Origin of the sequence: Herpetosiphon sp. NSE202 (genome assembly GCF_042688385.1) — a bacterium.
Classification (GTDB): Bacteria; Chloroflexota; Chloroflexia; order Chloroflexales; family Herpetosiphonaceae; genus Herpetosiphon.
In genome coordinates this window covers 1-21,941 of record NZ_JBHUPY010000010.1, presented here as the reverse complement: position 1 = coordinate 21,941, position 21,941 = coordinate 1, and the positions used below count along the sequence as shown (strand labels likewise).

General features: G+C 51.0%; 19 protein-coding genes and 2 tRNA genes. 12 read left to right on the top strand and 9 right to left on the bottom strand.

Annotation, left to right across the window (positions count from 1 at the left end):
• Positions 1-103: 103 nt before the first annotated feature.
• The 4 genes from ACFMKP_RS12315 to ACFMKP_RS12300 form a co-directional block, all read right to left on the bottom strand.
• Positions 104-1,429 (bottom strand): DEAD/DEAH box helicase, encoded by a 1,326-nt coding sequence (locus ACFMKP_RS12315; RefSeq protein ID WP_204753712.1) that lies wholly within the window; start codon positions 1,427-1,429, stop codon positions 104-106.
• 8 nt (positions 1,430-1,437) lie between these two features.
• Entirely contained in the window at positions 1,438-1,983 is a 546-nt protein-coding gene (locus ACFMKP_RS12310) for a helix-hairpin-helix domain-containing protein (protein WP_382292209.1), read from the bottom strand.
• Between the two features lie 170 nt (positions 1,984-2,153).
• Positions 2,154-2,390 carry a hypothetical protein gene (locus ACFMKP_RS12305; protein ID WP_382292207.1) on the bottom strand — a complete coding sequence of 79 codons (237 nt, stop codon included), beginning with the start codon at positions 2,388-2,390 and terminating at the stop codon, positions 2,154-2,156.
• A gap of 350 nt (positions 2,391-2,740) precedes the next feature.
• Positions 2,741-6,370 carry an NB-ARC domain-containing protein gene (locus ACFMKP_RS12300; RefSeq protein WP_382292205.1) on the bottom strand — a complete coding sequence of 1,210 codons (3,630 nt, stop codon included), beginning with the start codon at positions 6,368-6,370 and terminating at the stop codon, positions 2,741-2,743.
• Positions 6,371-7,524: 1,154 nt separating this feature from the next.
• Between ACFMKP_RS12300 and coxB the strand changes: the two genes are divergently transcribed.
• From coxB to ACFMKP_RS12275, 5 genes are read left to right on the top strand one after another with little or no spacing between them, the layout of a single operon-like run.
• Positions 7,525-8,604, top strand: coding sequence for a cytochrome c oxidase subunit II (coxB, locus tag ACFMKP_RS12295; RefSeq protein WP_110515792.1), 1,080 nt, complete (start codon positions 7,525-7,527; stop codon positions 8,602-8,604).
• A gap of 9 nt (positions 8,605-8,613) precedes the next feature.
• Positions 8,614-10,461, top strand: coding sequence for a cytochrome c oxidase subunit I (gene ctaD, locus ACFMKP_RS12290; protein WP_382292202.1), 1,848 nt, complete (start codon positions 8,614-8,616; stop codon positions 10,459-10,461).
• Positions 10,462-10,520: 59 nt separating this feature from the next.
• Positions 10,521-11,147: a heme-copper oxidase subunit III gene (locus ACFMKP_RS12285; RefSeq protein WP_382292200.1), complete on the top strand. Its 627-nt coding sequence runs from the start codon at positions 10,521-10,523 to the stop codon at positions 11,145-11,147.
• A 25-nt stretch (positions 11,148-11,172) separates the two neighbouring features.
• Entirely contained in the window at positions 11,173-11,505 is a 333-nt protein-coding gene (locus ACFMKP_RS12280; RefSeq protein ID WP_382292198.1) for a cytochrome C oxidase subunit IV family protein, read from the top strand.
• Positions 11,506-11,509: 4 nt separating this feature from the next.
• Positions 11,510-12,322, top strand: coding sequence for a cytochrome c oxidase assembly protein (locus tag ACFMKP_RS12275; RefSeq protein WP_382292196.1), 813 nt, complete (start codon positions 11,510-11,512; stop codon positions 12,320-12,322).
• Positions 12,323-12,394: 72 nt separating this feature from the next.
• Here ACFMKP_RS12275 and ACFMKP_RS12270 read toward each other — a convergent pair whose 3' ends face one another.
• The 3 genes from ACFMKP_RS12270 to ACFMKP_RS12260 are packed head-to-tail and all read right to left on the bottom strand — an operon-like array spanning position 12,395 to position 13,874.
• Positions 12,395-12,817, bottom strand: coding sequence for a GNAT family N-acetyltransferase (locus ACFMKP_RS12270; RefSeq protein ID WP_382292194.1), 423 nt, complete (start codon positions 12,815-12,817; stop codon positions 12,395-12,397).
• Positions 12,818-12,871: 54 nt separating this feature from the next.
• On the bottom strand, positions 12,872-13,231 hold the full coding sequence (locus ACFMKP_RS12265; RefSeq protein WP_382292192.1) for an ArsR/SmtB family transcription factor: 360 nt from the start codon (positions 13,229-13,231) through the stop codon (positions 12,872-12,874).
• Between the two features lie 58 nt (positions 13,232-13,289).
• A complete protein-coding gene (locus ACFMKP_RS12260) occupies positions 13,290-13,874 on the bottom strand; it encodes an SUKH-3 domain-containing protein (RefSeq protein ID WP_382292190.1) in 585 nt (194 codons plus the stop codon).
• Between the two features lie 346 nt (positions 13,875-14,220).
• On the opposite strand from ACFMKP_RS12260, the gene ACFMKP_RS12255 reads away from it, so the two are divergent.
• Positions 14,221-15,513: a metalloregulator ArsR/SmtB family transcription factor gene (locus tag ACFMKP_RS12255; RefSeq protein ID WP_382292188.1), complete on the top strand. Its 1,293-nt coding sequence runs from the start codon at positions 14,221-14,223 to the stop codon at positions 15,511-15,513.
• Between the two features lie 153 nt (positions 15,514-15,666).
• On the opposite strand, the gene ACFMKP_RS12250 is transcribed toward ACFMKP_RS12255, so the two are convergent.
• Positions 15,667-16,728 carry a TRM11 family SAM-dependent methyltransferase gene (locus tag ACFMKP_RS12250; protein ID WP_382292186.1) on the bottom strand — a complete coding sequence of 354 codons (1,062 nt, stop codon included), beginning with the start codon at positions 16,726-16,728 and terminating at the stop codon, positions 15,667-15,669.
• A gap of 83 nt (positions 16,729-16,811) precedes the next feature.
• Positions 16,812-18,317, bottom strand: a complete 1,506-nt coding sequence (locus tag ACFMKP_RS12245; RefSeq protein ID WP_382292184.1) for a carboxypeptidase M32 — start codon at positions 18,315-18,317, stop codon at positions 16,812-16,814.
• Positions 18,318-18,892: 575 nt separating this feature from the next.
• Between ACFMKP_RS12245 and ACFMKP_RS12240 the strand changes: the two genes are divergently transcribed.
• The 6 genes from ACFMKP_RS12240 to ACFMKP_RS12215 all read left to right on the top strand — a co-directional run.
• Positions 18,893-19,099 (top strand): hypothetical protein, encoded by a 207-nt coding sequence (locus tag ACFMKP_RS12240; RefSeq protein WP_054536720.1) that lies wholly within the window; start codon positions 18,893-18,895, stop codon positions 19,097-19,099.
• A complete protein-coding gene (locus ACFMKP_RS12235; RefSeq protein ID WP_382292182.1) occupies positions 19,096-20,169 on the top strand; it encodes an STAS domain-containing protein in 1,074 nt (357 codons plus the stop codon). The genes ACFMKP_RS12240 and ACFMKP_RS12235 overlap by 4 nt, the downstream gene beginning before the upstream one ends.
• Positions 20,170-20,180: 11 nt before the next feature.
• Positions 20,181-21,314 (top strand): pyridoxal phosphate-dependent aminotransferase, encoded by a 1,134-nt coding sequence (locus ACFMKP_RS12230; RefSeq protein ID WP_382292180.1) that lies wholly within the window; start codon positions 20,181-20,183, stop codon positions 21,312-21,314.
• 64 nt (positions 21,315-21,378) lie between these two features.
• Positions 21,379-21,463 (top strand) — tRNA-Tyr (locus ACFMKP_RS12225).
• Between the two features lie 26 nt (positions 21,464-21,489).
• Positions 21,490-21,565 (top strand) — tRNA-Thr (locus ACFMKP_RS12220).
• Positions 21,566-21,660: 95 nt separating this feature from the next.
• On the top strand, positions 21,661-21,941 hold a 281-nt coding region (locus ACFMKP_RS12215), incomplete at its 3' end, for a GTP-binding protein (protein ID WP_382292178.1).

The following is a 21,941-nucleotide window of genomic DNA, read 5'->3' as shown; positions in this document are numbered from 1 at the left end:
TACGCTTCATCCCTCATCCCTCATCCTTCGCTACTCTGCGCCTCTGCGTTAAATCCTAATCCCTTATCGTGAGCCTTCATCCCTCATAATTCATCCTTCATCCTTAACTATTGCTCTGCTGATTATGCGCGGCCACGGCTTTTTTGCGGCGGCGCGCGGTTTGAACTTCGCTGGTGTTGCGGGTAACCAACTCGTAGAGCAAGGCTTCATCGGGCTTTTTGCGCAATACCCGCCCCAAACGCTGAATATATTCGCGGGCAGTGGCTGAGCCGCTGACCACAATCGCCACGTTAGCATCGGGTACATCAACGCCCTCGTTGAGCACGCGTCCAGTGACCAATTTGGAGTATCGGCCTGAGCGAAAGCCATCCAAAATTGCCTTACGTTCGTCGGCTGCCGTGCGATAGGTAATGCTGGGGATGGCAAACTGACGGCTGATGGTGTTGACCAAGGCGTTGTATTCAGAAAAGATAATGACTTTATCGTTGGGATGCTGGCTGAGCAATTGGCCAACATGCTCAAGCTTTTTCTCGGCGTTGAGCGCAATCATACGCGCTTGATGCTGCGCTTGCAGTGCATTCCGCGCTTGCGGATCGCTACCAGAGCGCCGAATCAATTCGCCAAAGAAATCGCCGCCGCTGGCCAATTTATGCCGATGTTTGGCTAAAAACCAGCGCCATGTGGTCATCAATGTTTCGTAGCGCACCAATTCATCGGCAGTCAGATCGACCAAAATGCGTTTTTCGCGGAACTTGGCAATATGGCCTTCTTCGGCCAAGTCGTTTGGTGCACGCCGATAGACGACCTTGCCGACCAAGCGGTCGAGTGCTGAATGTGAGCCATCGCTGCGTTCGGGCGTGGCAGTTAAGCCCAAGCGATAGGGTGTGCGGCTGCGCAAGGCAATCGTGCTATAGGCAGGTGAAGGCAAATGATGCACTTCATCACAAATCAGCAAGCCCAAATTCTCAAGCGGCGCATCGGGCATGGCCGCCGAAGCATAGGTGATGACGGTGATTGGCCGCCATTCGCGCTGGCCATCGCCAACTACACCCACAAATTTGGGATCGAGCGCCAAGGTTTGGATCACGGTGTCGCGCCATTGATAGAGCAATTCAATTGTTGGTACGACAATCAGGGTGCGTAGGCCTAACTTGGCAATTGCCAACATCGCGGTGATTGTCTTGCCTGCGCCAGTTGGTAGCACAATCACCCCACGCCCTTCGTTAGCCGTCCAAGCAGCGACAGCCTCGGTTTGATAGGGTCGCGGGGCGAATTGCAATTTAGCTTTGAACCCGCCCTGCAAACTGGCATCAACTTCGGGCAAATCCTCATCTGGTTCGTCAAGCAGGCTTGCATCAAGCAAACTTGCCTCGTCGAGCAGCCATTCTTCTTGGGCTGGCTGTTCGGCTTGGGTGGCAGTTCGGGTCATGCATCCTCCTAGGCGGCTTTTTGCCCATACTCCCATAAGGTTGGTTGGGTATAGATGATGTTGCTGCTGCGAGCGCTGTGAGCTGCATTGGCTGGTGGTGGTGGATCGTCGGGAAACATGTTCGAAACAATCAGGTCGGCGCGTTGCGGGCCTACGCCCCAAATTGCCGTTAGACGTTGGTAGGCTGCTTCGCGCAACAAGGCCGAAAGCTCAATCTCGCCCAGTTCTTGGCTGATGCGTTCGGCCAAAATTGGCCCAATGCCAGCAATTTTGAGCAAGCGTTGTTGGCTGGGTGGCAGCAAGGCACACAGATCTTCGTAGAAATCTAGTTGGCCTTGGGCTGCAAGCACGGTGATCTTGCGGGTGAGGCTGGCCCCAAGTTTGTTGAGACCTAACGGCTTGCCTGCTAAGGCGCGTTCGGAGAGTGAATGCCGCAGGCGGAGAATTGCCCGCGCAACTTCGCCATAGCGCCGCACTCGATAGGGATTGGCGTTTTGGCGCTTCAGCAGCGTGGCAATATTAAACAGAATTTGGGCAATTGCGCGATTATTCATGGCTATCACCAAAGCTTTCTACTCGTTCAAACGTACTGTGTCTGTGATGAAACATCTGTGCTAATTATACTACATTTAAGCTTAATCGCAAGCGTTATTATGTTGATCTGATCGATTCATAGAGGTCGTTAACGTAAGCCAAGTATAGCCTGAGCATGTGACAAAAACCGTCACAACTGGCTTTTCGGCTGAATCTGAATCTCTAAATCGCAAGCCTTGATGCCATGAAAAAGCTGGCGCGGAATCGTCACCGACGCATAGCCAGTCGCATCAAAGCGCCGTTCGATAGTGAAGTTTGGGGTCGCAATGTTCACAAGCTGGGCATACGCCGCCTCGCAATGAATCAGCAAAGCCCAATCGCCGTTGGCTAGCTCTTGGGCTTCGAGATCATAGAGATAATTCGGCATTGACCGTTCCTTTCATGAATCAGATTCATTTTTTGCAACGTCGCCGATTGTACCAGAACATGCCCTGGTTGTAAGAACCCCTCACCCCAACCCCTCTCCCACGCGGCGGGCGAGGGGCTTTCATGCCGTGGTTATGCTTCACTCTGCGGTAAAAACGGGTGCTCCCCCTCTCCCGCGTCCAGTGGGAGAGCGTACAAGGGTAGGTTGTAAGAACCCCTCACCCCAACCCCTCGCCCACGCGGCGGGCGAGGGGCTATAATCCTGTGGTTCTGCGGCAATTCCTTGGTAAAAACGGGTACTCCCCCTCTCCCGCGTCCAGTGGGAGAGGGGGCTGGGGGGTGAGGGGACAACTACTTAATCGCCGCGCCTAAATTGAGCAAACTCGCTTGCTCTGCTGGATTGAGGCCAGTTGCTTGCTTGATGCTGAGGCCTTGATACGGATGATCGCCATGCAGCCGTTTGCGCAACTTGCCGGTGGCCAAATCCCAAATGGTAATTGTGCCTTGCTGATCGCCAGTGATTAACAGGTGACTATCGGCGCTCAGATACGCACTATCCAAGGCTGCCAGATGCTCAAAACGCTGGACTATTTGGCGCTTCTGCCAATCCCAAATCAAGGCCAACGAACCAGCTGTAATCACAATCCAGCGTCCATCTGCCGACCACTGTACTTTCTTGATCATACCTAGTTTATGCAAGGCCAGAATCCCATACTGTTCTGTGCTGAGATCCCAAATTCGTACCTGTTGGTCTGCTGCCGCACTGACAAGCTGGCGTTGGTCGGGGCTAAAGCTCAGGCTGATGATGCTGGCGCTATGGCCTGCCAACAAGCCAACACAACTATGTTCGTTAACGCCCCAAATGCGAATGGTATGGTCGGCGCTGCCGGTCGCCAACAAATTGCCATTGTGGCTCCACTCAAGGGTTGTTACCAAATCATCGTGGCAATCAAAAACATGGCTAATGTGGCCATGGGGTAGTGACCAAATATGCACCGTATGATCTTCGCTACAACTGGCGAGCATACTGCCGTCAGGCCGAAAACTAAGCGCCCGAATTAAACCGTGATGGCCAGTTAAGATTGTGGTCAATTGCAGACGTTGACAATCCCAAATTTGAATCAGCTGCTCTTTGCTCAGCGCTAGGCTGTGGCTGGCTTGATGATAGGCTAATTCACGCCCATTAATGGTTTCTGGTGGTAAATTGAGCCGATAATATGGCTCCGCTAGTTGCCATAATGCGACAGCTTGCGCTTCGCTGGAACTAAACAATAAATCGTTATTTGGGCTTAATGCGAGGCTACGAACACCGCCGCGATAGCCTTGTAGCGTATGAATTAAGCGTCCGCTAGCTTGCTCCCAAATGCGCAGGCTTTGATCGCTGCTCACCGAATAGAGCCGCGAACCATCGCGACTGTAGCGCAACGCCCGTACCCAATGCTGATGCCCATACAACATATGGGTCAAATGGGCGGTTTGGACTTGCCAAACTCGAATACATTGATCGATGCCAGCAGTGGCCAAATTGGCTCCATCAGGGCTAAATTGCAAATCGAAGACGCGATCTTCGTTGGCGAGGCTGGTGATTAACTGATTATCCTGCAGATCCCACAGATACACATCGCCATCAAGCCCAGTGCCCGCTAAAATTGTAGTATCAGGGCTGAAGGCCAACAGCTGAATTGGCTCGTGATGAGTCGTTAACGTGCTTTGATAGCGCAAATGCTGGCCATGCCAAAGCTTGATTTGGCGATCAAGCCCTGCGGTTGCCAAAAGTTGGTCATCGGCGCTCAATTGAATGCTGCTGATGCCGCCACTATGCGCATTGATCGTTTGCAAACATTTGCCACTCAGCCGATCCCACACCCGCAACTCACCATCGCTGCTGGCGCTCATCAGCCGTTGCGATCGCGGCGCAACCACCACGCCAATCACTGGCTGGGTGTGGCCAACGAACATGCGTGGATTGTGGCCTTGGCTCGCTTCCCACAAGCGAATTATGCCATCGTTGCCAGCGCTAATGAGAAAGCGGCTATCGCTGCTAAAACTCAGCGTGCGCACGCCATCGTGGTTGCTTGGTAGGTGCCAAAGCTTGCGCAGATCCAAGCTGTGCCAAACGATTAACTCATCATCGGCGGTAGCAACGGCCAAAAACCGATCAGCAGGATCGCGGGCGAGGGCGATCAATGGGCCAAATTGCTCGCTAAACACCGTGCGCGAAAGGTCGCTATAGCTCAAATCGAGCTGTTTGGGAGTGAGGCCGCGCAGATTGGCGTGCCACAGCGGTTTATGCCGAAAATCAAATTGGCTAAGATCGGCCTTGAGTTCAACCAATAAATTAAAAATATTGCCTGGCGCGTAGCCCATTTCCAAGGCACTCAAGGCTTGCATGGTTTGCAGCAATTGGCGCAGCGTTGTCAACAAGCGTTCTTGGCCAAGCTCAACAAAAATTCGGTGCAGCAAGGGCCGCAAAATGGCCCGACTTTGATGCTCGCGAATGCTATCGAGGCTATTGGCTTTAATCAGCGCGTGGCGATAGAGCAAACCTTGGGTTCCATCAAGCAATTCTTGGGCAATCTGGTCGATCAAGCGGTCGGTGGTGTATTCGAGCACCACATTGTGTAGCATAAAGCCATCTTGGTGGCGCTCCACCAGCGAGCGGCGCAGCAACGATTCAAGGGTTTCGAGCAGCATATGTTGATATTTCGAGCGCACCAAATCGTGCTTGAGTTCAGCCAATTTGACGGTGTGGCGTTCGATTGCTAGCCAATACAATAATTCCTGTTCTTGGTCGGATAAACGCTCGAACTGCTGGGCTAAGATTGTGCGCACATCGCCAAAAATCAGCTCTTCGTGCTGCAAAAACTCGGCAATTTGGCCAAAAAACATGGTTTTGATCACTTGGGCAACCAATTTTAAGGCCAGCGGATTGCCCGTGTAATGCTTGATTAGTTCTTGCCAAAGTTGCGGCGTGCCATACAAATCCTGATTGTCGAGCAACATTTGGGCATCATCGCGGATCAAGCCAGTGAGCACCATTGAGCGGGTGTGTACACCTTCGAGCCGATTGAACTCATAGGGTTTTTCGCGGCTGGTCACAATCAAACAGCTTTCGTGAGCGCGCTCGCTGATTGCTTGAAACAGTTGGGCATATTGCTCGTAGCCCTCGCGATAGCGCCCAGCAGGATAATTGGGCTGCAAAATTGCCTCAATATTATCGAGAATCAACAGGCAGCGAGTGGTGCGCAAATAATCAATCAAGACACTTAATCGCTGCTCAAATTGCACCGGATAGGCCGAATTGGGGCTAGGAATAATCCGATGTAAGCATTCCAACAGAAAATCATTCGCCTGTTGGCCTTGCTGCAGCGAACGCCAAACAATCACTTTAAAATCATCTTGGGCTTGTTGGGCAACCTTGGTTGCAAGGCTGGTTTTGCCCATGCCGCCCAGCCCAATAATTGCCACCAAGCGGCAGCGATCAAGTTGCAGCCACTTCACCAAGGTTGCAGTTTCATCCTCGCGCCCAACAAAATTCTGCACATCGGGCGCATCGCCCCAATCGTGCAAAACCCCCATTAACGGCCCAGTTTTGGCTTGCTCCTGCTTTTGCTGCTGCACCTCGGCCAGATAGGCGTTGGCCAGCTGTTGTAAAGCCTGCCACGTTGCCAGCGGTGTGAAATCAATTGCATATTCGTTGAGGGCAAACTGAATCGTTGCCAACAACTGCTGTTCAGCCAAGCCACGCTGGTAGGGCGGTAAATCCAACTGATCGATCACCAGTTGCGCGAGAGCGGCGATATAGCCCAGTGGGCACAAAATTTGATCATTTTCATAGCGCATGATCGTGGTATGCGCCAGCCCAAAATGGCGGGCAGCCCGATTTTTTGAGCGAAAAACCCATGAACGCAAATCGCCCAGAAATGCGCCAAGCCCTTCGGTTGCATGAAAAACAGGCAACGATAAAACAGCGTTTGTCATGACAAACCTCATTCTGCGCTGGAAAAATATCAAGCTCGGTAGTAACGAATTATGCCTGAATGATAGATGCAAGCTCGTAGAACTTCAAGAGCTAGTAAGCTAGTGCCAAGGTACTATTTTTAACCGTAGTTTAACGGGTTAAGGCAGAAGTCAAAAGTCAAAAGTCAAAAACACCAGTGGCTAACCAATCGGTATTTGTAGAACAAGGGTTGGGGACGGAACCGCGAAGGGCACGAAGATCGCGAAGGGGGAATAGAACCATACTCACAATCCAGCAGATAAATATTAGGGGGTGCTGGGGGATGAAAACCCCCGGCGTTTCCCTCCAGCGGAGGGACGGAAGGGAGGAGAAAGGCAAAAGTCAGAAGGCAAAAGACAAAAGGCAGAAGGCAAAAGACAAAAGGCAGAAGGCAAAAATCAAAAGTCAAAATAGGGATGAGGATGGCATTTTTAACGCAGAGGCGCAGAGGAACCGAAGGATGAAGGATGAAGGATGAAGCCAAAAGGCAAAAGGCAAAAATCAAAAATCAAAAATCAAAAATTATAAGGCTATGGGCTATCGGAACTTAATTCATGGAATTCGTGGAATTCGTGGCGAAACATTGTGCTTTGTATGCTTCGTGGATGACATTTTTAACGCAGAGGCGCAGAGAAAAGGAGGGTTATGGGCTATTGGTTTTGGGCTGGCACGAACATAATCCTAAAAATCTGTGTGAATCTGTGGCCAACGAAAAGGATGAAGGATGAGAGATGAGGGATGAAAGAGCAAAAATCAATAGCCAAAAGCCCATAGCCTATAGCCACATCTCGTGGTTATGGGTGCTAGTGGCCACAATTGGGCCAAAAATTGCGCGCAAAATATTTAGACAGCGCTAGCAAGATTTGATACTATCCCAGTTAGCGACCAAATCGCAGCCCTGTACCTATCCATATGTCAACTTGAGACTTTTTGATAACAGTGTACAATTGGGGTGATAGCGAACCAGTAACTCCCCCAACTCCAAGTTCATGCCACCACGAGATTGCGCGTGGGCGGTTTGAGTGGAGTTGACTCTGATTTAGTAGTAGTGGAAAGGCCAATCGTTCGGCTTGGTGGCGGATGTTCGCGGTGCCAACCACGATTTGGAGAACACGGTCTTAGCAAGGAGGCATGGATGCCCAATCGTTCGCCTGCCAAGGCTCTGCTGCGCCCTACGGCAACCCTGTTGCTTGGAAGCGTTGTACTGGCAGCGTGCGGTCAAAAGACCCCTCAAACGACCCTGAACCCAGCAAGCGAGAGCACCCGCGCAATTTACAATCTCTCGGAATTGTTGTTTTGGTTGGGCGTTGTGGTCTTTTTGATCGTACAAACCTGGTTGATCGTTTCGATCATCAAGTATCGACAAAAGGATAGTTCGCAGGTTCCCACACAGATTCATGGCAATACGAAGGTTGAAATTGCTTGGACAATCGTGCCAGCAATTATCGCGATTGTTATTTTCGTCTTTACCTTCGACACGATTCGCAAAATCGAGTTTATGCCAGACGAAGCTGCCGGTAATACCTTGAATGTCAAGGTTATTGGCCATCAGTGGTGGTGGGAATTCCAGTATCCTGATATTAAGGATGCGAGCGGTAAGCCGTTGGTTACTGCTAACGAGTTATGGATTCCTTCAGGAAGCTATATCGACGTTAAAATGACCTCAGTTGACGTAATCCACGACTTCTGGATTCCTGGGCTTGCAGGTAAGCGCGACGTGATGCCCAATCGCGAAAGCGGCTTGTGGTTCAAGGCCGATGATGTGGCCGATGGTGCGCCTGGCGTATTCTGGGGCCAATGCGCCGAATACTGTGGCGGCCAACATGCCTACATGAAAATGCGGGTCGTTGTGGCCAGCCCTGCCGACTTCCAAAAATGGTCAACCGAGCAAAGCCAAGTGGCGGTTAACACCACCTTGCCTGAATCGTTTACCAAAAATTGTATTGGTTGTCACGTGGTACGTGGCACCAACTCCGCTGGGATTACCGGCCCCGATTTAACCCACTTTGGTGGCCGGATGACGATTGCCGCTGGCACCGTCGATAATACCCGCGAACATCTTTATGCATGGTTAGACGACCCTGATGCAGTCAAGCGTGGCAACATTATGACCACCGCCATCAAGGCCGATACCCTGACCGAAGCCGAAATTAATGAGTTGGTCGATTATCTGGAAAGCCTCAATCCAGGCACCAGTGTTAAAGGTCAGCAGTAGGAGGGCCGCATGGCTACTGACGTAAGTACCCTCCACCACGCCCCAGCCAAACAACGGCGGGGTTGGTTGGAATGGATCACCACCGTCGACCACAAAAAAATTGGCATCATGTATGCAGTGACTGCCTTTTTGTTCTTTGTAATCGGCGGGCTTGAGGCATTGCTCATTCGTTTGCAACTTGGTTCATCGCAAAATGCGATTCTGACTCCAGAAGCCTATAACCAAGTCTTTACGATGCACGGCACAACCATGGTGTTTATGGCGATTATGCCAGTTAACGCTGGGTTTATGAACTACTTCGTGCCGCTGATGATTGGCGCAGGCGATATGGCCTACCCGCGCATGAACGCCATGAGCTATTGGCTCTTGCTGTTCGGCGGGATCGTCATGTATTCCAGCTTTGTCTTCGGTGGCGGCGCTCCCGATGCTGGCTGGTTTGCCTATGCTCCATTGACCTCAACCACCTACTCGGTCACCCGAGGGATGGATTATTGGGTCTTGGGCTTGCAGCTGTTGGGGGTTTCCTCGCTAGCTGGCTCGGTCAATATCATCGTAACAATCATCAGGCTACGAGCACCAGGCATGCGCTTTAATCGGATGCCATTGTTCGTCTGGATGAGCTTCGTTACTTCATTCTTATTGATTTTCGCCCTGCCTAGCATCACGGTTGGGATCACGTTGCTGTTCTTCGATCGCAACTTTGGCACCAACTTCTTCTTGCCTGCTGCTGGTGGCGACCCACTCTTGTGGCAACACTTGTTCTGGTTCTTCGGTCACCCTGAAGTGTACATTATGATTCTGCCCGCCTTCGGCGTGGTTTCAGAAATGTTGCCAGTCTTCTCACGTAAGCCAATTTTCGGCTACGAGTTTGTGGCCTACTCAGGCGTTGCAATCGGTGTCTTGGGCTTTACTGTGTGGGCACACCACATGTTTGCCACCAACTTGGGCGTAATTGCCGACACCTTCTTTGCCGCCGCGTCGATGCTGATTTCGGTTCCGACCGGGGTCAAAATCTTCAACTGGCTGGCAACCTTGTGGCGCGGTGAGTTGCGCTTCAAAACTCCGATGCTGTTCAGTCTTGGCTTTATCGCCATGTTTGTGATCGGCGGGATTTCCGGGGTTTCGTTGGCAGCCGCTCCATTCGACTTGCAAGTGACCGATAGCTACTTTGTGGTTGCACACTTCCACTATGTGCTGTTCGGTGGCGCTGTCTTTGCCTTGTTTGGGGCTGCTTATTATTGGTTCCCCAAAATCACAGGCAAGATGATGAGTGAACGGATTGGCAAATGGCACTTCTGGATTCTGCTGCTCGGCTTTAACTTGACCTTCTTCCCACAGCATATGCTTGGGTTGCAAGGTATGCCGCGCCGGGTCTGGACGTATCAACAAAACCAAGGTTGGGATTTCTACAACTTGCTCTCAACGATTGGGTCATTTTGTATTGCCCTTGCAACCTTGGTCTTTATCGTCAACTTTATCATCAGCTTGCGCAAGGGCGCTCCTGCGGGCAACGACCCATGGGATGCAGCAACTCTGGAATGGGCGACGACCTCGCCACCTCCAGCCCACAACTTCGATGTGGAATACATTGTGCATAGCCGTCGCCCCTTGTGGGACAACAAATATAGCGGCGAAGGCCGTGGCATGACGATCAATTACGATTTTCATCCCCACTTGCCACCACCGTCATATGCCCCAATCATCTTCTCGTTTGGCTTGTTTGTGCTCGCCTATGGCATGCTCAATCTCGCCTCTGCCCCATTGATTGGGATTCCAATTATCTTGGTGGCCTTGGCAATTGCCTTTGTCGGCATGAATCGCTGGGTCGGCGAAATTGCCCAAGATCCGGTGCTGTAAGCTAAATTGCCCTGCGCCGATGTTCCATTGGCGCAGGGCTTAGTTATCTGGGAGAACCTATGGCACAGGCAGTCGTGCGCGATATTGATAAAAATGATCCTGGGCGCGGCCTCGATTTACGCAAGCTTGGCATGTGGACGTTCCTTGGCTCGGAAGTATTTTTCTTCGGAGCCTTGGTCGTAACCCACCTCTCAATGCGTGGGGTCGTTGCACCATCATCAAGCAAAGCCAACCTTGATGTTACTGGCGTTCGGGCTTTGTTTGGCGATAATGTCCTGACCTCGATTCTGGCCTTCATTTTGTTGACCAGTAGCTTGACCATGGTGTTAGCACTTGATGGAGTTAAAACCAACAATCAAAAGCGTTTCCGCTTCTGGTTGGGGGCCACCATCGCATGTGGTGTGATCTTCTTGGGTGGTCAGGTGTACGAGTTCTATCACATTGTCCACGAAGGTGTGACGATCAAAAATATGATGTTTGGCTCGACCTTCTTCTTTGTAACGGGCTTCCACGGAACCCACGTTGCGGTTGGGGTTGTTTGGCTAGTATCATTACTGGTCTCAGCAATTCGCCACCCTGAGCGCTACAATGCTGGCAATTATATGGCCGTCGAGCTTGGCGGTTTGTATTGGCACTTTGTCGACTTGGTGTGGGTCTTGATCTTTACCGTAATCTATCTGATCTAACCATTATTTATCCAAGGAGTACATAATGGCCCACGGTCATGATGAACACGCCTCAATCGAACACGAAGCGCATCACAGCCACGCTAAGTTGTATGTGATTATCTTCTTTGTCTTGTTGGTAATGACTGGGATTGAAATTGCGATTCCAATCATCAATAAAGCTGAAATTGTGGTTAAGCAAGTCGAAGTCGCGCTATTGCTTGGTTTGATGACGATCAAGGGTGCAATTGTGATGATGTTCTATATGCACCTTAAAGGCGATCGCCGCATGTTTGGGACGCTATTTGTCTTCCCAATTGTGTGTGTGTTGTTGATGATGCTTGGCTTCTTTGCCCTGTTCCAGCCAGAGTTATGGTAAACAAATGAACGAATGGACGCTTGATTGGCCGCTGCTTTTGGGCTTAATCGCCGCAACGGTTGGCTATCTCTGGGCCGTTGGCCCAGGTCGCAAGCGCCTCGGTGGGCCAGCAGCTTTCCCAGTTGGGAAGGCTGTTGCCTTCTTAAGCGGCTTGTTGGCCTTAGGTTTATCGATTATGTCGCCAATTGGGCTGTGGGCAGATCGCTATCTGTTTACGATGCACATGGTTCAACATATGATTTTGACCATGTTTTGCGCTCCCATGCTGTTAATTGGCATTCCTGAGTGGTTGCTACGGCCTTTGGTGCAGTTGCCATGGGTTTATAGCATTGTGCGCTTTGCGGTGAATCCAATCGTCGCATTTAGCGCTTTCAACATTTCCTTCAATGGCTGGCACTTTCCCCAATTTTACGATTTGGCTCTGCGCAACGAGTTAGTCCACATTCTCGAACACCAAATGATGATGGGCAGCGCAATTTTGCTCTGGGCACCATCGCTGATTCCCTTGCCAGAATTACGCTCATCGTATCCGGTGCAAATGCTCTACTACTTTGTGAATTCAATTATCCCAACGATTTTGGGCGCGTTGATCACCTTTGCAGATAGTGTATTGTACCCAACCTACGAGCTAGCGCCACGGATTTGGGGCATCAGCGCCATCGCTGATCAGCAAATTGGGGCCTTAATTATGTGGATTCCAGGCGGCTCAATCTTTATTCTTGCGATTACCATCGCCTTTTTCAAGTGGATGAACCGCGAGGACGAAGAACAAAGCCTGCCAAGCATTGCCGACCAAAAAGCGGCAGCCCGCCAGTAAATCAATCAAGGCGCGTTGTTTGCCAATGCGCCTTATTCCGTTCCAATTCCCCAAGTGCTCTCCATGAAGCTGCTACACGAACTGCTTGACCATCAAGCTGGCACTGCTACAGATCGCGCCCCACTGGACTGAAGCATGCAAGCGCTCATCAGCCTCGCTGCGTTCGATTGGCTGGTAGCCGTGGGCGGCAAAAAACTTGGCAGCGCTAGTTGTAAGCAGATAGAGGGTTTGCAAGCCTTGCTGTTGGGCCTGTTGCTCCAAGGCTACGAGCAATACCGCACCTAAGCCTTGGTTTTGGTGATCTGGCGTAACTGCGACTGAGCGCAACAAGCCAACTTCGCCATAGACCTCTAATGCTCCACAAGCCAGCAAATTGCCATTTTGCCAGCAACCATACGCTTGAGCCATGGCCAAGCCTTCGTTGCCTAAATCAACTGCGCGTAATAACGCTTCCAGCGTTGGATAATCCTCGTTGCTGATCGCTACAAGCTGCATACCGTATCCTATTGAAAAATTTCAATCCAAAAGATATAAAAAAGCTAGCCGCAGCTAGCGATTCCAGCCATCCAAGTGGCTGTTGATGCGGGCTTTGAGGCTAGCGAGGTGTTCGCGTTCAACTCGATAATAGGCCCACGGGCCACGCCGTTCATAGCTCACCAAGCCAGCTTCACGCAACAACTTGAGATGATACGAGACAGTTGGCTGCTTGACCGCAACCGCTGCCTCAAGATCGCAAACACAGACATCCTCACTTGATCTGGTGAGCAAGGTCAGCAATTGTACCCGCACCGGATGCGCAAACACCTGAAAATCGGCACTGATAGCCTCTGCTTCACTTTCGTTTATTCCAGCGCTGGCAGGCGTGCAACAGCCAGTAGTTTGGGCAATTAATTCAATTATTCCAGTCATAATTGGCCTCCACGAGCACTATAGCACGCCTATCGAATTGATTCAATATCATAGTTTATTAGTGAGTTGAGTTTTGTGTACCATTATGAGCAGCTACGATTGCTGCTTGTTCAATCGCTCCAGGTGCCATTGCGCCATCAACGCCATTTGGCTGCCACCATACCCGTCCACGCAACAGTTTTGGATAACGAATTGCCAAGATTAATGCGTCAGCAGCATCGGTGTACATGGAACCTTCGTAAAGAAAATGTATTGCATTCAGCGTGTAGATTCCAGCATCCTCATCAATACATAGTGCGCTCATTTCGCCTACGTCGCCAATGATCCAAAGCGCCTTCTGAAGCAAGTCCTCATAGGGCTGCAAGTGTTCGTGGCTAATGTCAAAATCAACAAAACCAGGGTCAAACAGAATCGCTGAAGGCGCATAAACGCGAGGTGTTATGGTTGGTGGATGAACGGTTAAACCACCGAATGAACGTAGCACAGTTTCAACAATTGGATGCCAAACATAGCCATATTCAAGGTATTGCTGTTGCCACTGGGTAAGATCAAACTCGCGTTCAGGATACCAACCTGCGTCGAGAAACGCTTGATAAACCCGTGGATCACGCAGAAATGATTGAATGATAGGGTCTAGTCCCATTGTAACTACCTCGCATGCTGAATCTTTGCTATCAAGTAGTTGTACTGGTTCATTGGAATTAGCAACCGTGTCCCCTCACCCCCCAGCTCCCTCTCCCACGAAAACGCGGGCGAGGGGGAGCATCCCTTTTCACCACGCAGTGCGGGAGAACCACGAGTTTAAAGCCCCTCTCCCGCTCCGTGGGAGAGGGGTTGGGGTGAGGGGATCAGGCGGTGGTTAACCTGATGTACCAGTACAAGTAGTAGCACGCTTGGCTGTGCAACAACATCCCTCCGAAGGCTGATTTGCTGCTCGCTGGATTATTTTATTATTCAATTATCCAATTATTGAATAAATAAGTGAGAATATGATGCAATTTCAAATATCGGCAGTTGCCGATAGCCTTAACACGCTGCAATTGCTTAATCAAACAAGCAGTTTGCGCGGTGCGACGGCGTGGGTTCAACGCACAGCCCAAGCCCTCAGCGCCCAAGAATTGGCCGATAATCAGTTGGTCGCCAGCCTCAGTTTTGGCTTATTGCCCGCAGATCCGAGCCAAACGATGGATGCTTATTTGAGCGAATTACACAACGCCGAGCCTGCTGCATGGGTTGCGCAGCTGCAACACCAGATTCTCGAACTTGCTGGCAATCAAGGCTCGCTCAGCAGCGAACGGCTGTGGCAGGGCTTGCGCAATGCTGGTATTTATAGCGAGTTGGCAACCCAACAAGCCTTGTTAGCGGCGATGCAACAGCCCGCCGAATTGTTGGCGCGGGTTTTTCAGCATCTTGCGCATATGTGGCAAACTTGGCTGCAAAGCGAATGGCAACAAGCCCAAACTGCAATCAGCCAGCTCAAACATCAGCTTCAAAGCCAAATTCCCGACCAAGCTGCGCTCAATGGGTTTCGCCAAAACTTGGGCTATGCAGTCAATCAAGCTTGGCAGCAATTACAAGGGCAACGCCAAATTCGGCTGTTTGCTGCAACCCAAAATGCTAGCCTCACGACCTTTTTGGTTGATTCAAATTGTTTGTGGGTTGGCATTGGTTTTGGCAGCAGCAACGAGCTTCAGCCTCGGGTGGTGAGCCGCAACGAGCTTTTGTTTCGGCTACAAGCCTTGGCCGATGCAGCCCGGATTCAAATTATGGAGCTATTGGCGCAGGGCGAATTGCCAGCTCAAGCGATTATTAGCCAAACTCAATTGCCCCAATCGAGCGTTTCGCGCCATTTGAACATTCTGCGTAACGCTGGCTTTGTGCACGAACGGCGATCAGGTGGCGCAACCAAAAGCTATCGCTTGGTTACGAGCCAACTTGGGGCCACTTTTGCGGCGTTTGAGCAAGCACTCGCTCAGTCCAGCCAAGCCCAAACCAGCCCAGATCAAGCAGAATCAGCTGTGCCCAGCAGCATTCAACGCTTTTTCAATCGCGAGGGGCGTATGGTTACTTGGCCAAGCAAACATAGCGATCGGATTCCCGTGTTGGAGTATTTGGCTGGGCAATTTGAGCTTGGGCGTGAATATAGTGAGCGTGAAGTTAACGAACTGCTCAAGCAGCACACTGGCAGCGATGTGGCCAACCTACGCCGTTATTTGATCGATGTGAAACTGTTTGAGCGCGATGGTACTGGCTCCCGCTATTGGCGCAAAGGTGAGGAGTAGAATTTTAACCGCGAAGAGCGCGAAGAACGCTAAGCAATGTCAATATCTATATCCTTCGTGCTCTTCGTGTTCTTCGTGGTTAACAATAATTTGGATTTGATCCTTGTGCTTTATGCTCTATGTTCTATGCTCTATGCTCTTTTGATCCTGCGCTTACTTTTTACGAAACAGAAAAATATACTCGTGCTTGAAGATGTAGAAGCCGCCAACCAAGGCTCGGTAGCGCCACAGCTCTTTCTGGTGGCGCTTGCCGGTCGTTTCTTCAAAGTTTTTGACGATGATGCTTTTGAGTTGAAAGCCTTGTTGCTGCACTACTTCCATGGTGCGAAAACCGAGCGCAACCCACTCGCCATGCATATATTTATCGCCGATAATCACCGCCAGATGCCGACCCCGTTGCAACACAGGCACGACTCGCGCAACCGCCGCCGCCATTTGGGCCAGAAAATCATCGACCGAGGGCGCGTTGGATAAATCGCGCTCGTCATCGCTGAAATTAATAATATCGAAATAGGGCGGGTGCATAATTGCCAGCTGCACATGGCGCTGACCATAATCAGCTAAAAGTGCTTGCCAATTGATTGTGGTGCAATCGCCATGCACCGAACGCGCAATAATTGCCGCTGGATTTGGCTCGCGATCAACTGCTTGGTTGGCGTATTCAACCATATGTTCTTGCAATTCGACCCCAAGCACATTGCGCCCAAGTCGCTGGCCTTCGATCAGCGTCGTGCCCGAGCCAGCAAAGGTATCAAGCACCCAATCGCCTTGTTTGGTATAACGCCGCATCAACTGATTGGGAATTTGCGGCACAAAATTGCCCCAATAGCCTGCCGAATGCACGCCTGAGCCATCGCGGCGATCGATCATCCACAAGCTATCGGTGTTAATATCGTCGTATTCCTTCCACCGATTGAGATTAATATCGTTGATGGCGGTGGTGCGAACTGTGGCAATGCTGCGGCTCAAGCGATCGATGTAGTAATGGGCGCGTTCGAGCGTCTGGGCATCGCTAATTTGCTGCAATTCACCCAGCAAATAATCATACTCATAGGCCACACTTTCGGCCTGATCAGCAACACCATCAGCATAATCAGCAAGGTGGGTCGTGGTGGCAAGAATACTAGCGCGGAGTGCGACGAGGGCTGTGAGATCACGCCAACCAGCCAAAAGATTGAGCAAACGCGGTTTGCGAAACCAAAGCAACCGATCCATGCAATCACCCATGAACAATTCACAAACGGGGTTGGTCTTCTACAAACCAACCCCGACAACGGTTTCCTGTGTGGAAAGCTATTTTACAACGAATAAAGCTCGCCGTATTTGGTGCGCAGATAGCGGATGTATGGCTCGATGCTGAGGTCTTGGCCAGTTACTTTGCGGATCAAGGTTGGAACGCTGTATTTGCGGCCATACACATACATGTTGGCTTTCAACCAGTTGTGTAGATTGGCAAATTGGCCTTGGCTAATTTCGGTTGGAATACTGGGGTTGGCCTTTACAGCGGCATCGAAAATTTGCGCACTGAGAATGTTGCCCAAGGTGTAGCCTTGGAACGAGCCACCAATAATCCCACCATACCAGTGTACATCTTGCAGCACGCCATCACGATCATCTGGCGCAGTAATGCCCAAATCGCTGCGATAGCGTTCGTGCCAGGCTTCGGGCAAATCGCGAATTGCTAATTTGCCTTCGAGCAAGGCCAATTCCAAATCGAAGCGAATCATGACGTGCAAGTTATAGGTCACTTCATCGGAATCGGTGCGCACCAACGAGCGTTGCACTTTGTTGATTGCGCGATAGAAAGTTTCGAGATCGACGTTGCCAAGTTGGCTTGGGAAGGCAGCTTGGGCCTTGGGATAGGCGTATTGCCAGAAGGCGCGGCTGCGACCAACCACATTTTCCCACAAGCGCGATTGCGATTCGTGCGTGCCCGCCGATGCGCCGCTGGCTAATGGCGTGTTTTCATAGGCTGGGTTTACGCCCAACTCATAGACCGCGTGGCCAGTTTCGTGAATCGTGCTGAACAAGCCATCGCTCAGGTCGTTGTCACGGAAACGGGTGGTAATCCGCACGTCGCCAATCGAGAACTTGGTCATAAATGGGTGATGGGTTTTATCTTGGCGACCGCGTTCGAAATCGTAGCCAATTTCGCGGATCAAGCTCTCGCCAAAGGCCAATTGCTCGGCTTCTGGATAGTGTTGCAACAAGCAGCTATCGTCGGCGGCTGGTTGCTCGGTGATGGTTTTGACCAAGGGCACGAGTTGTTCGCGCAAAGGGCCAAAAATCTCCCGAATCTTGGCGACCGTCATGCCTTGGTCGGCCAAATCGATTAATGGATCGGCGATGTGCTCGCTTGGGCCGAAGAACTCGGCATAGCGGCGGCTGAGATCCAAGGTTTTTTCGAGCAACGGTGCAACTGCTGCGAAGTCGTTGTTGGGGCGAGCTTGGGTCCAAGCGGTATAGGTTTTGGCGATGTGCGAATACAATTCGGCGATAAACTCGCTTGGCACACGCACCGCTTGGTCGTAATCGCGCTTGGTGACGAGCACTAAAGCTGCATCATCCGACTCGGGATCTTGCTGCTCGGCCCAAGGCACGAGCTTATCGAGCAAGCGCCCAACCTCGGCTGAGGTGGCGTGTTCGTGGGCCAAGCGGCTCAGCGTTGCCATTTGGCGACCGCGAGCTTCGGCTCCCCCATTGGGCATATAGGTGCTTTGATCCCAATTTAAGACAGCGCCAGCATACGATAAATCTTGCGCAACCCCAATTTTTTCCTTCAAATCAGCTAATTGTTCTTGCATTCGGTTCTCCTACACATGTGGCACGCTTGTGCAACGATGCACACCCGCCTTGTCATTATAATTCAATTCATGGCCAATCGGCGAGCCAGAATATGTATTCTGATGGTGTAGAATGCTAGCCAATAGCTGTACTGGTACATGCGGTTAACCACGGCTTGATCCCCTCACCGCAACCTCGCTCCCGTGCGCGGGCGAGGGGCTTTAATCGTGCGGTTCTATTGCGATGCGTGATACAAAACGACGGCTCCCCCTCGCCCGCGTTCAGTGGGCGAGGGGGGTGGGGGGTGAGGGAACATGATTGCCAATCCAATGTACCATTACAAATAGCTACGTGGCAAAAGCACTGGTGCGCGAGCAAACCGCCTTTGTTTGGGTAGCAAGGCCAAACATGCTGATGGGCCAAATGTATGAGTAGCTCTGGTACTATCTGGGGGAGCAAATCCAACCCCTTTGAGTGGCATATATCCCTAGGTAACCCATAAATAAAGTCCTATAGTCCTGTTATTTCTAGTTGCACGAACTGACTGAGTATGTCATACTCACGAATAACCATTTTTCCCAACGGGTTTTTCACTATGCAACGATCATTACCATCTGCGAAACAGCTTGGTTTGGCTGCCTTGGCAACGTTGATTTTAGGAATCGGCTTGCTGTATGCAGGAGCCTTAACCATTGCACCATTAGCTTTGCTCAGTTTTGTCGTGCTATCAATTGTGGCAATGGTATCCCTCACCGCCCACGACATAGAAGATACCATTCTAAAGAAAGGGCGTTCAGAATGAGTTTACTTCCCGCCGCCATTGACGACAATGAGTTATCGCCTGCGCGCAAATCCCTGCTTGATCGGATTCATTTGGTTTGGATCTTTGTTAATGGTTCGACCGCACTGAGCCTCTTCTTCCTGTTTCTGTTCAATTTCTTTAGTGGCAACGACGCTTGGATTCAAATGCTAATCCTCTCGATCTCATCGATTGGTTCGACCGGGATTTTGTGGTATACCAATCACAAGCCAGTGCAATGGCGTTTGTGGGCTGCCTTGGTTAGCTCGATGGTTGCCTTAATTGAAATTGCGCTCTTCTTCCAAAATGGCTATTTGATTGCAATTTCGGTCACCAGTGTGGTGAGTATTTATGCAGTTACCGCTGATCGCCACGAATTAATTACCTGGTCAGCAGTCATTGGCGTGGTCTTTACGATTATTTTTGCGATTTTGAATGGCGTGCAACAAACTCCGCCAGAATGGCTCAATAACTTGCACCTGAATTTGGTTATTTCCAAAGTGCTGGTGCCAGCCTTTATTGGTGGCGGGATTGTGATGATTGCGCTGTTGTTGCTTGGTTTGAGCAATACCTTGCGTCAATCGTTGAATGAGGCCAATGAGCGTCGCCGGATTGCTGAGGAATCGCAAGCAGCCCAGGCTAAAACCTTAGCTCAGGTTGAGCGCCAAGCAGCCGAGCAAGCCCGCTTGCTGGAATTGGTACGCGACCTCGAAACGCCGGTTATTCCTGTGCTCGATGGGGTTTTGGTGCTGCCAATCGTTGGCCACCTCGAAAGCAAACGCCTCGAAAATCTCACCGATTTGTTGTTGAATCGGGTAGCGCAAGAGCGAGCGCATACAGTCTTGCTCGATATTACTGCCGTTTCGGTGGTTGATACTGCTACTGCTCAACACCTGATTCAGTTGGCGCGGGCAATTCGTTTGCTTGGCGCTGAATGTGTGATTACTGGGATTCGCGCTCATGTTGCGAGCACCTTAGTCGCGCTTGGCATCACGTGGGAAGGCCTGCGCACCGCTGGCTCGTTGCGCGATGGCATTGCTAAAATTATCGCCGAAAAGAATATTGCAATTTAGGAATGTAGCTTGTGGTTTTTGACGATACAGATTTAACCCCCAACCAGATTGAAATGGCTCGCCGCGCTGCGGCGGGTCATTTTATTGATCTGACCAGTAGCAATCCAACCCAGCAAGGTTTGCTTTTTCCGCCTGAGGTGCTTGAGCATGCAGCCAGCAACTATTGGCGGCAACGGCGTTACGAGCCAAATCCACGAGGTTTGGAGCCAGCGCGCCAAGCAATTATCAATTATTATCAGCAACGCACCCCAGCCTTGGCGCTGACGCTTGATGATATTTTTATTACTGCCAGCACCAGCGAAGCCTATAGCTTGCTATTTTCGCTGCTGACCGCGCCAGGCGATAATATTCTTGGCCCGAATGTAACCTACCCGTTGTTTGAATATCTGGCCGATTTGCATCACGTTGAGTTGCGCACCTACGAGCTTGATCCTGCCAACGATTGGGCGCTTGATCAGGCTTCGTTGTTAGCGGCAGCAGATGAGCGCACGCGTGCAATTTTGCTGATCTCGCCGCACAATCCAACTGGCGCGATTATTAGCGAGCCAATTGCGGCCTTGCAACAGCTTGGGATTGCGTTGATCTGCGATGAAGTATTTGCGCCATTTGCGCTTGCCAAGCCAGCCGTACCACCCTTGGGCGTGCTGCACCCAGAAGTGCCTGTATTTCACCTGAATGGGATTTCGAAGCTCTTAGCCTTGCCTGACCTCAAGTTGGGCTGGATTGCGCTGAACCACGCGGCGCAGCCTTATGCAGAACGCTTAGAATTGATCAACGACACCTTTCTGAGTTGTAGCACGCTGATTCAGAGCATGTTGCCCGATCTATTGCAGACAGCGCCGGAGTTTATTGCTCAGATGCTGGAGCGTGTGCGCAGCAATATTGATTATGCGCGAGCGCACTTGGCGGAGCACCCACGTTTGATCTGGAGCGAGCCAGCAGGCGGCTACTATCTGTTTCTCCAAGTGCGCGATGAATATGACGATGAAGCCTTGGTTGTGCGCTTAATCGAGCAAGGTGTGTTGGTGCATCCTGGCTTCTTTTTCGATTGGAATGATGATTGTCGGATTATGCTTTCGGCCTTGACTGAGCCAAGCCAATGGCGCGCTGGGATTCAAAAACTTGCCCAGAACCTTACAATTTGACAAGTAATCAATCTTCAGCTATAATCACCCGCGCTGCCAGAAAATGGCAGGTTTACAAAAAAGTGGGTAGGTACCAGAGCGGTCAAATGGGGCGGACTGTAAATCCGCTGGCTTCGCCTACGGGGGTTCGAATCCCTCCCTGCCCACCAACTTGTTTTCCATGTCAAAGACAAATGCCCTTGTAGCTCAGTTGGTAGAGCACACCCTTGGTAAGGGTGAGGTCACGGATTCGAGTTCCGTCAAGGGCTCCATACCTATGCTGGAAAACGATCCGACACTTTGTGCGGGTCGTTTTCATTGAAACTTACAAAACCCCTTTTTGGGATTGTAGGAGGACAAACACTCAATGGCTAAGCAAAAGTTCGAGCGGAACAAGCCCCACATCAACATTGGGACGATCGGCCACGTTGACCACGGCAAGACCACCTTGACCGCTGCCATCACCAAAACCATGGCACTTCGTGGTCGCGCTGAATTCCGCGCTTTCGATCAAATCGATAACGCTCCAGAAGAACGCGCACGTGGGATTACGATTTCGATTTCGCACGTCGAGTACGAAACCGAAAATCGCCACTATGCCCACGTCGACTGCCCAGGCCACGCCGACTATATCAAAAACATGATTAC

Bases quoted from the DNA above. Each gene is read 5' to 3' on its own strand.
- ACFMKP_RS12250 (WP_382292186.1), bottom strand. From the start codon at position 16,728: ATGGATCGGTTGCTTTGGTTTCGCAAACCGCGTTTGCTCAATCTTTTG.
- ACFMKP_RS12235 (WP_382292182.1), top strand. From the start codon at position 19,096: ATGAGTTTACTTCCCGCCGCCATTGACGACAATGAGTTATCGCCTGCG.
- ACFMKP_RS12240 (WP_054536720.1), top strand. From the start codon at position 18,893: ATGCAACGATCATTACCATCTGCGAAACAGCTTGGTTTGGCTGCCTTG.
- ACFMKP_RS12255 (WP_382292188.1), top strand. From the start codon at position 14,221: ATGATGCAATTTCAAATATCGGCAGTTGCCGATAGCCTTAACACGCTG.
- ACFMKP_RS12270 (WP_382292194.1), bottom strand. From the start codon at position 12,817: ATGCAGCTTGTAGCGATCAGCAACGAGGATTATCCAACGCTGGAAGCG.
- ACFMKP_RS12260 (WP_382292190.1), bottom strand. From the start codon at position 13,874: ATGGGACTAGACCCTATCATTCAATCATTTCTGCGTGATCCACGGGTT.
- coxB (WP_110515792.1), top strand. From the start codon at position 7,525: ATGCCCAATCGTTCGCCTGCCAAGGCTCTGCTGCGCCCTACGGCAACC.
- ACFMKP_RS12315 (WP_204753712.1), bottom strand. From the start codon at position 1,429: ATGACCCGAACTGCCACCCAAGCCGAACAGCCAGCCCAAGAAGAATGG.
- ACFMKP_RS12310 (WP_382292209.1), bottom strand. From the start codon at position 1,983: ATGAATAATCGCGCAATTGCCCAAATTCTGTTTAATATTGCCACGCTG.
- ACFMKP_RS12245 (WP_382292184.1), bottom strand. From the start codon at position 18,317: ATGCAAGAACAATTAGCTGATTTGAAGGAAAAAATTGGGGTTGCGCAA.
- ctaD (WP_382292202.1), top strand. From the start codon at position 8,614: ATGGCTACTGACGTAAGTACCCTCCACCACGCCCCAGCCAAACAACGG.
- ACFMKP_RS12265 (WP_382292192.1), bottom strand. From the start codon at position 13,231: ATGACTGGAATAATTGAATTAATTGCCCAAACTACTGGCTGTTGCACG.
- ACFMKP_RS12280 (WP_382292198.1), top strand. From the start codon at position 11,173: ATGGCCCACGGTCATGATGAACACGCCTCAATCGAACACGAAGCGCAT.
- ACFMKP_RS12285 (WP_382292200.1), top strand. From the start codon at position 10,521: ATGGCACAGGCAGTCGTGCGCGATATTGATAAAAATGATCCTGGGCGC.
- ACFMKP_RS12300 (WP_382292205.1), bottom strand. From the start codon at position 6,370: ATGACAAACGCTGTTTTATCGTTGCCTGTTTTTCATGCAACCGAAGGG.
- ACFMKP_RS12305 (WP_382292207.1), bottom strand. From the start codon at position 2,390: ATGCCGAATTATCTCTATGATCTCGAAGCCCAAGAGCTAGCCAACGGC.
- ACFMKP_RS12275 (WP_382292196.1), top strand. From the start codon at position 11,510: ATGAACGAATGGACGCTTGATTGGCCGCTGCTTTTGGGCTTAATCGCC.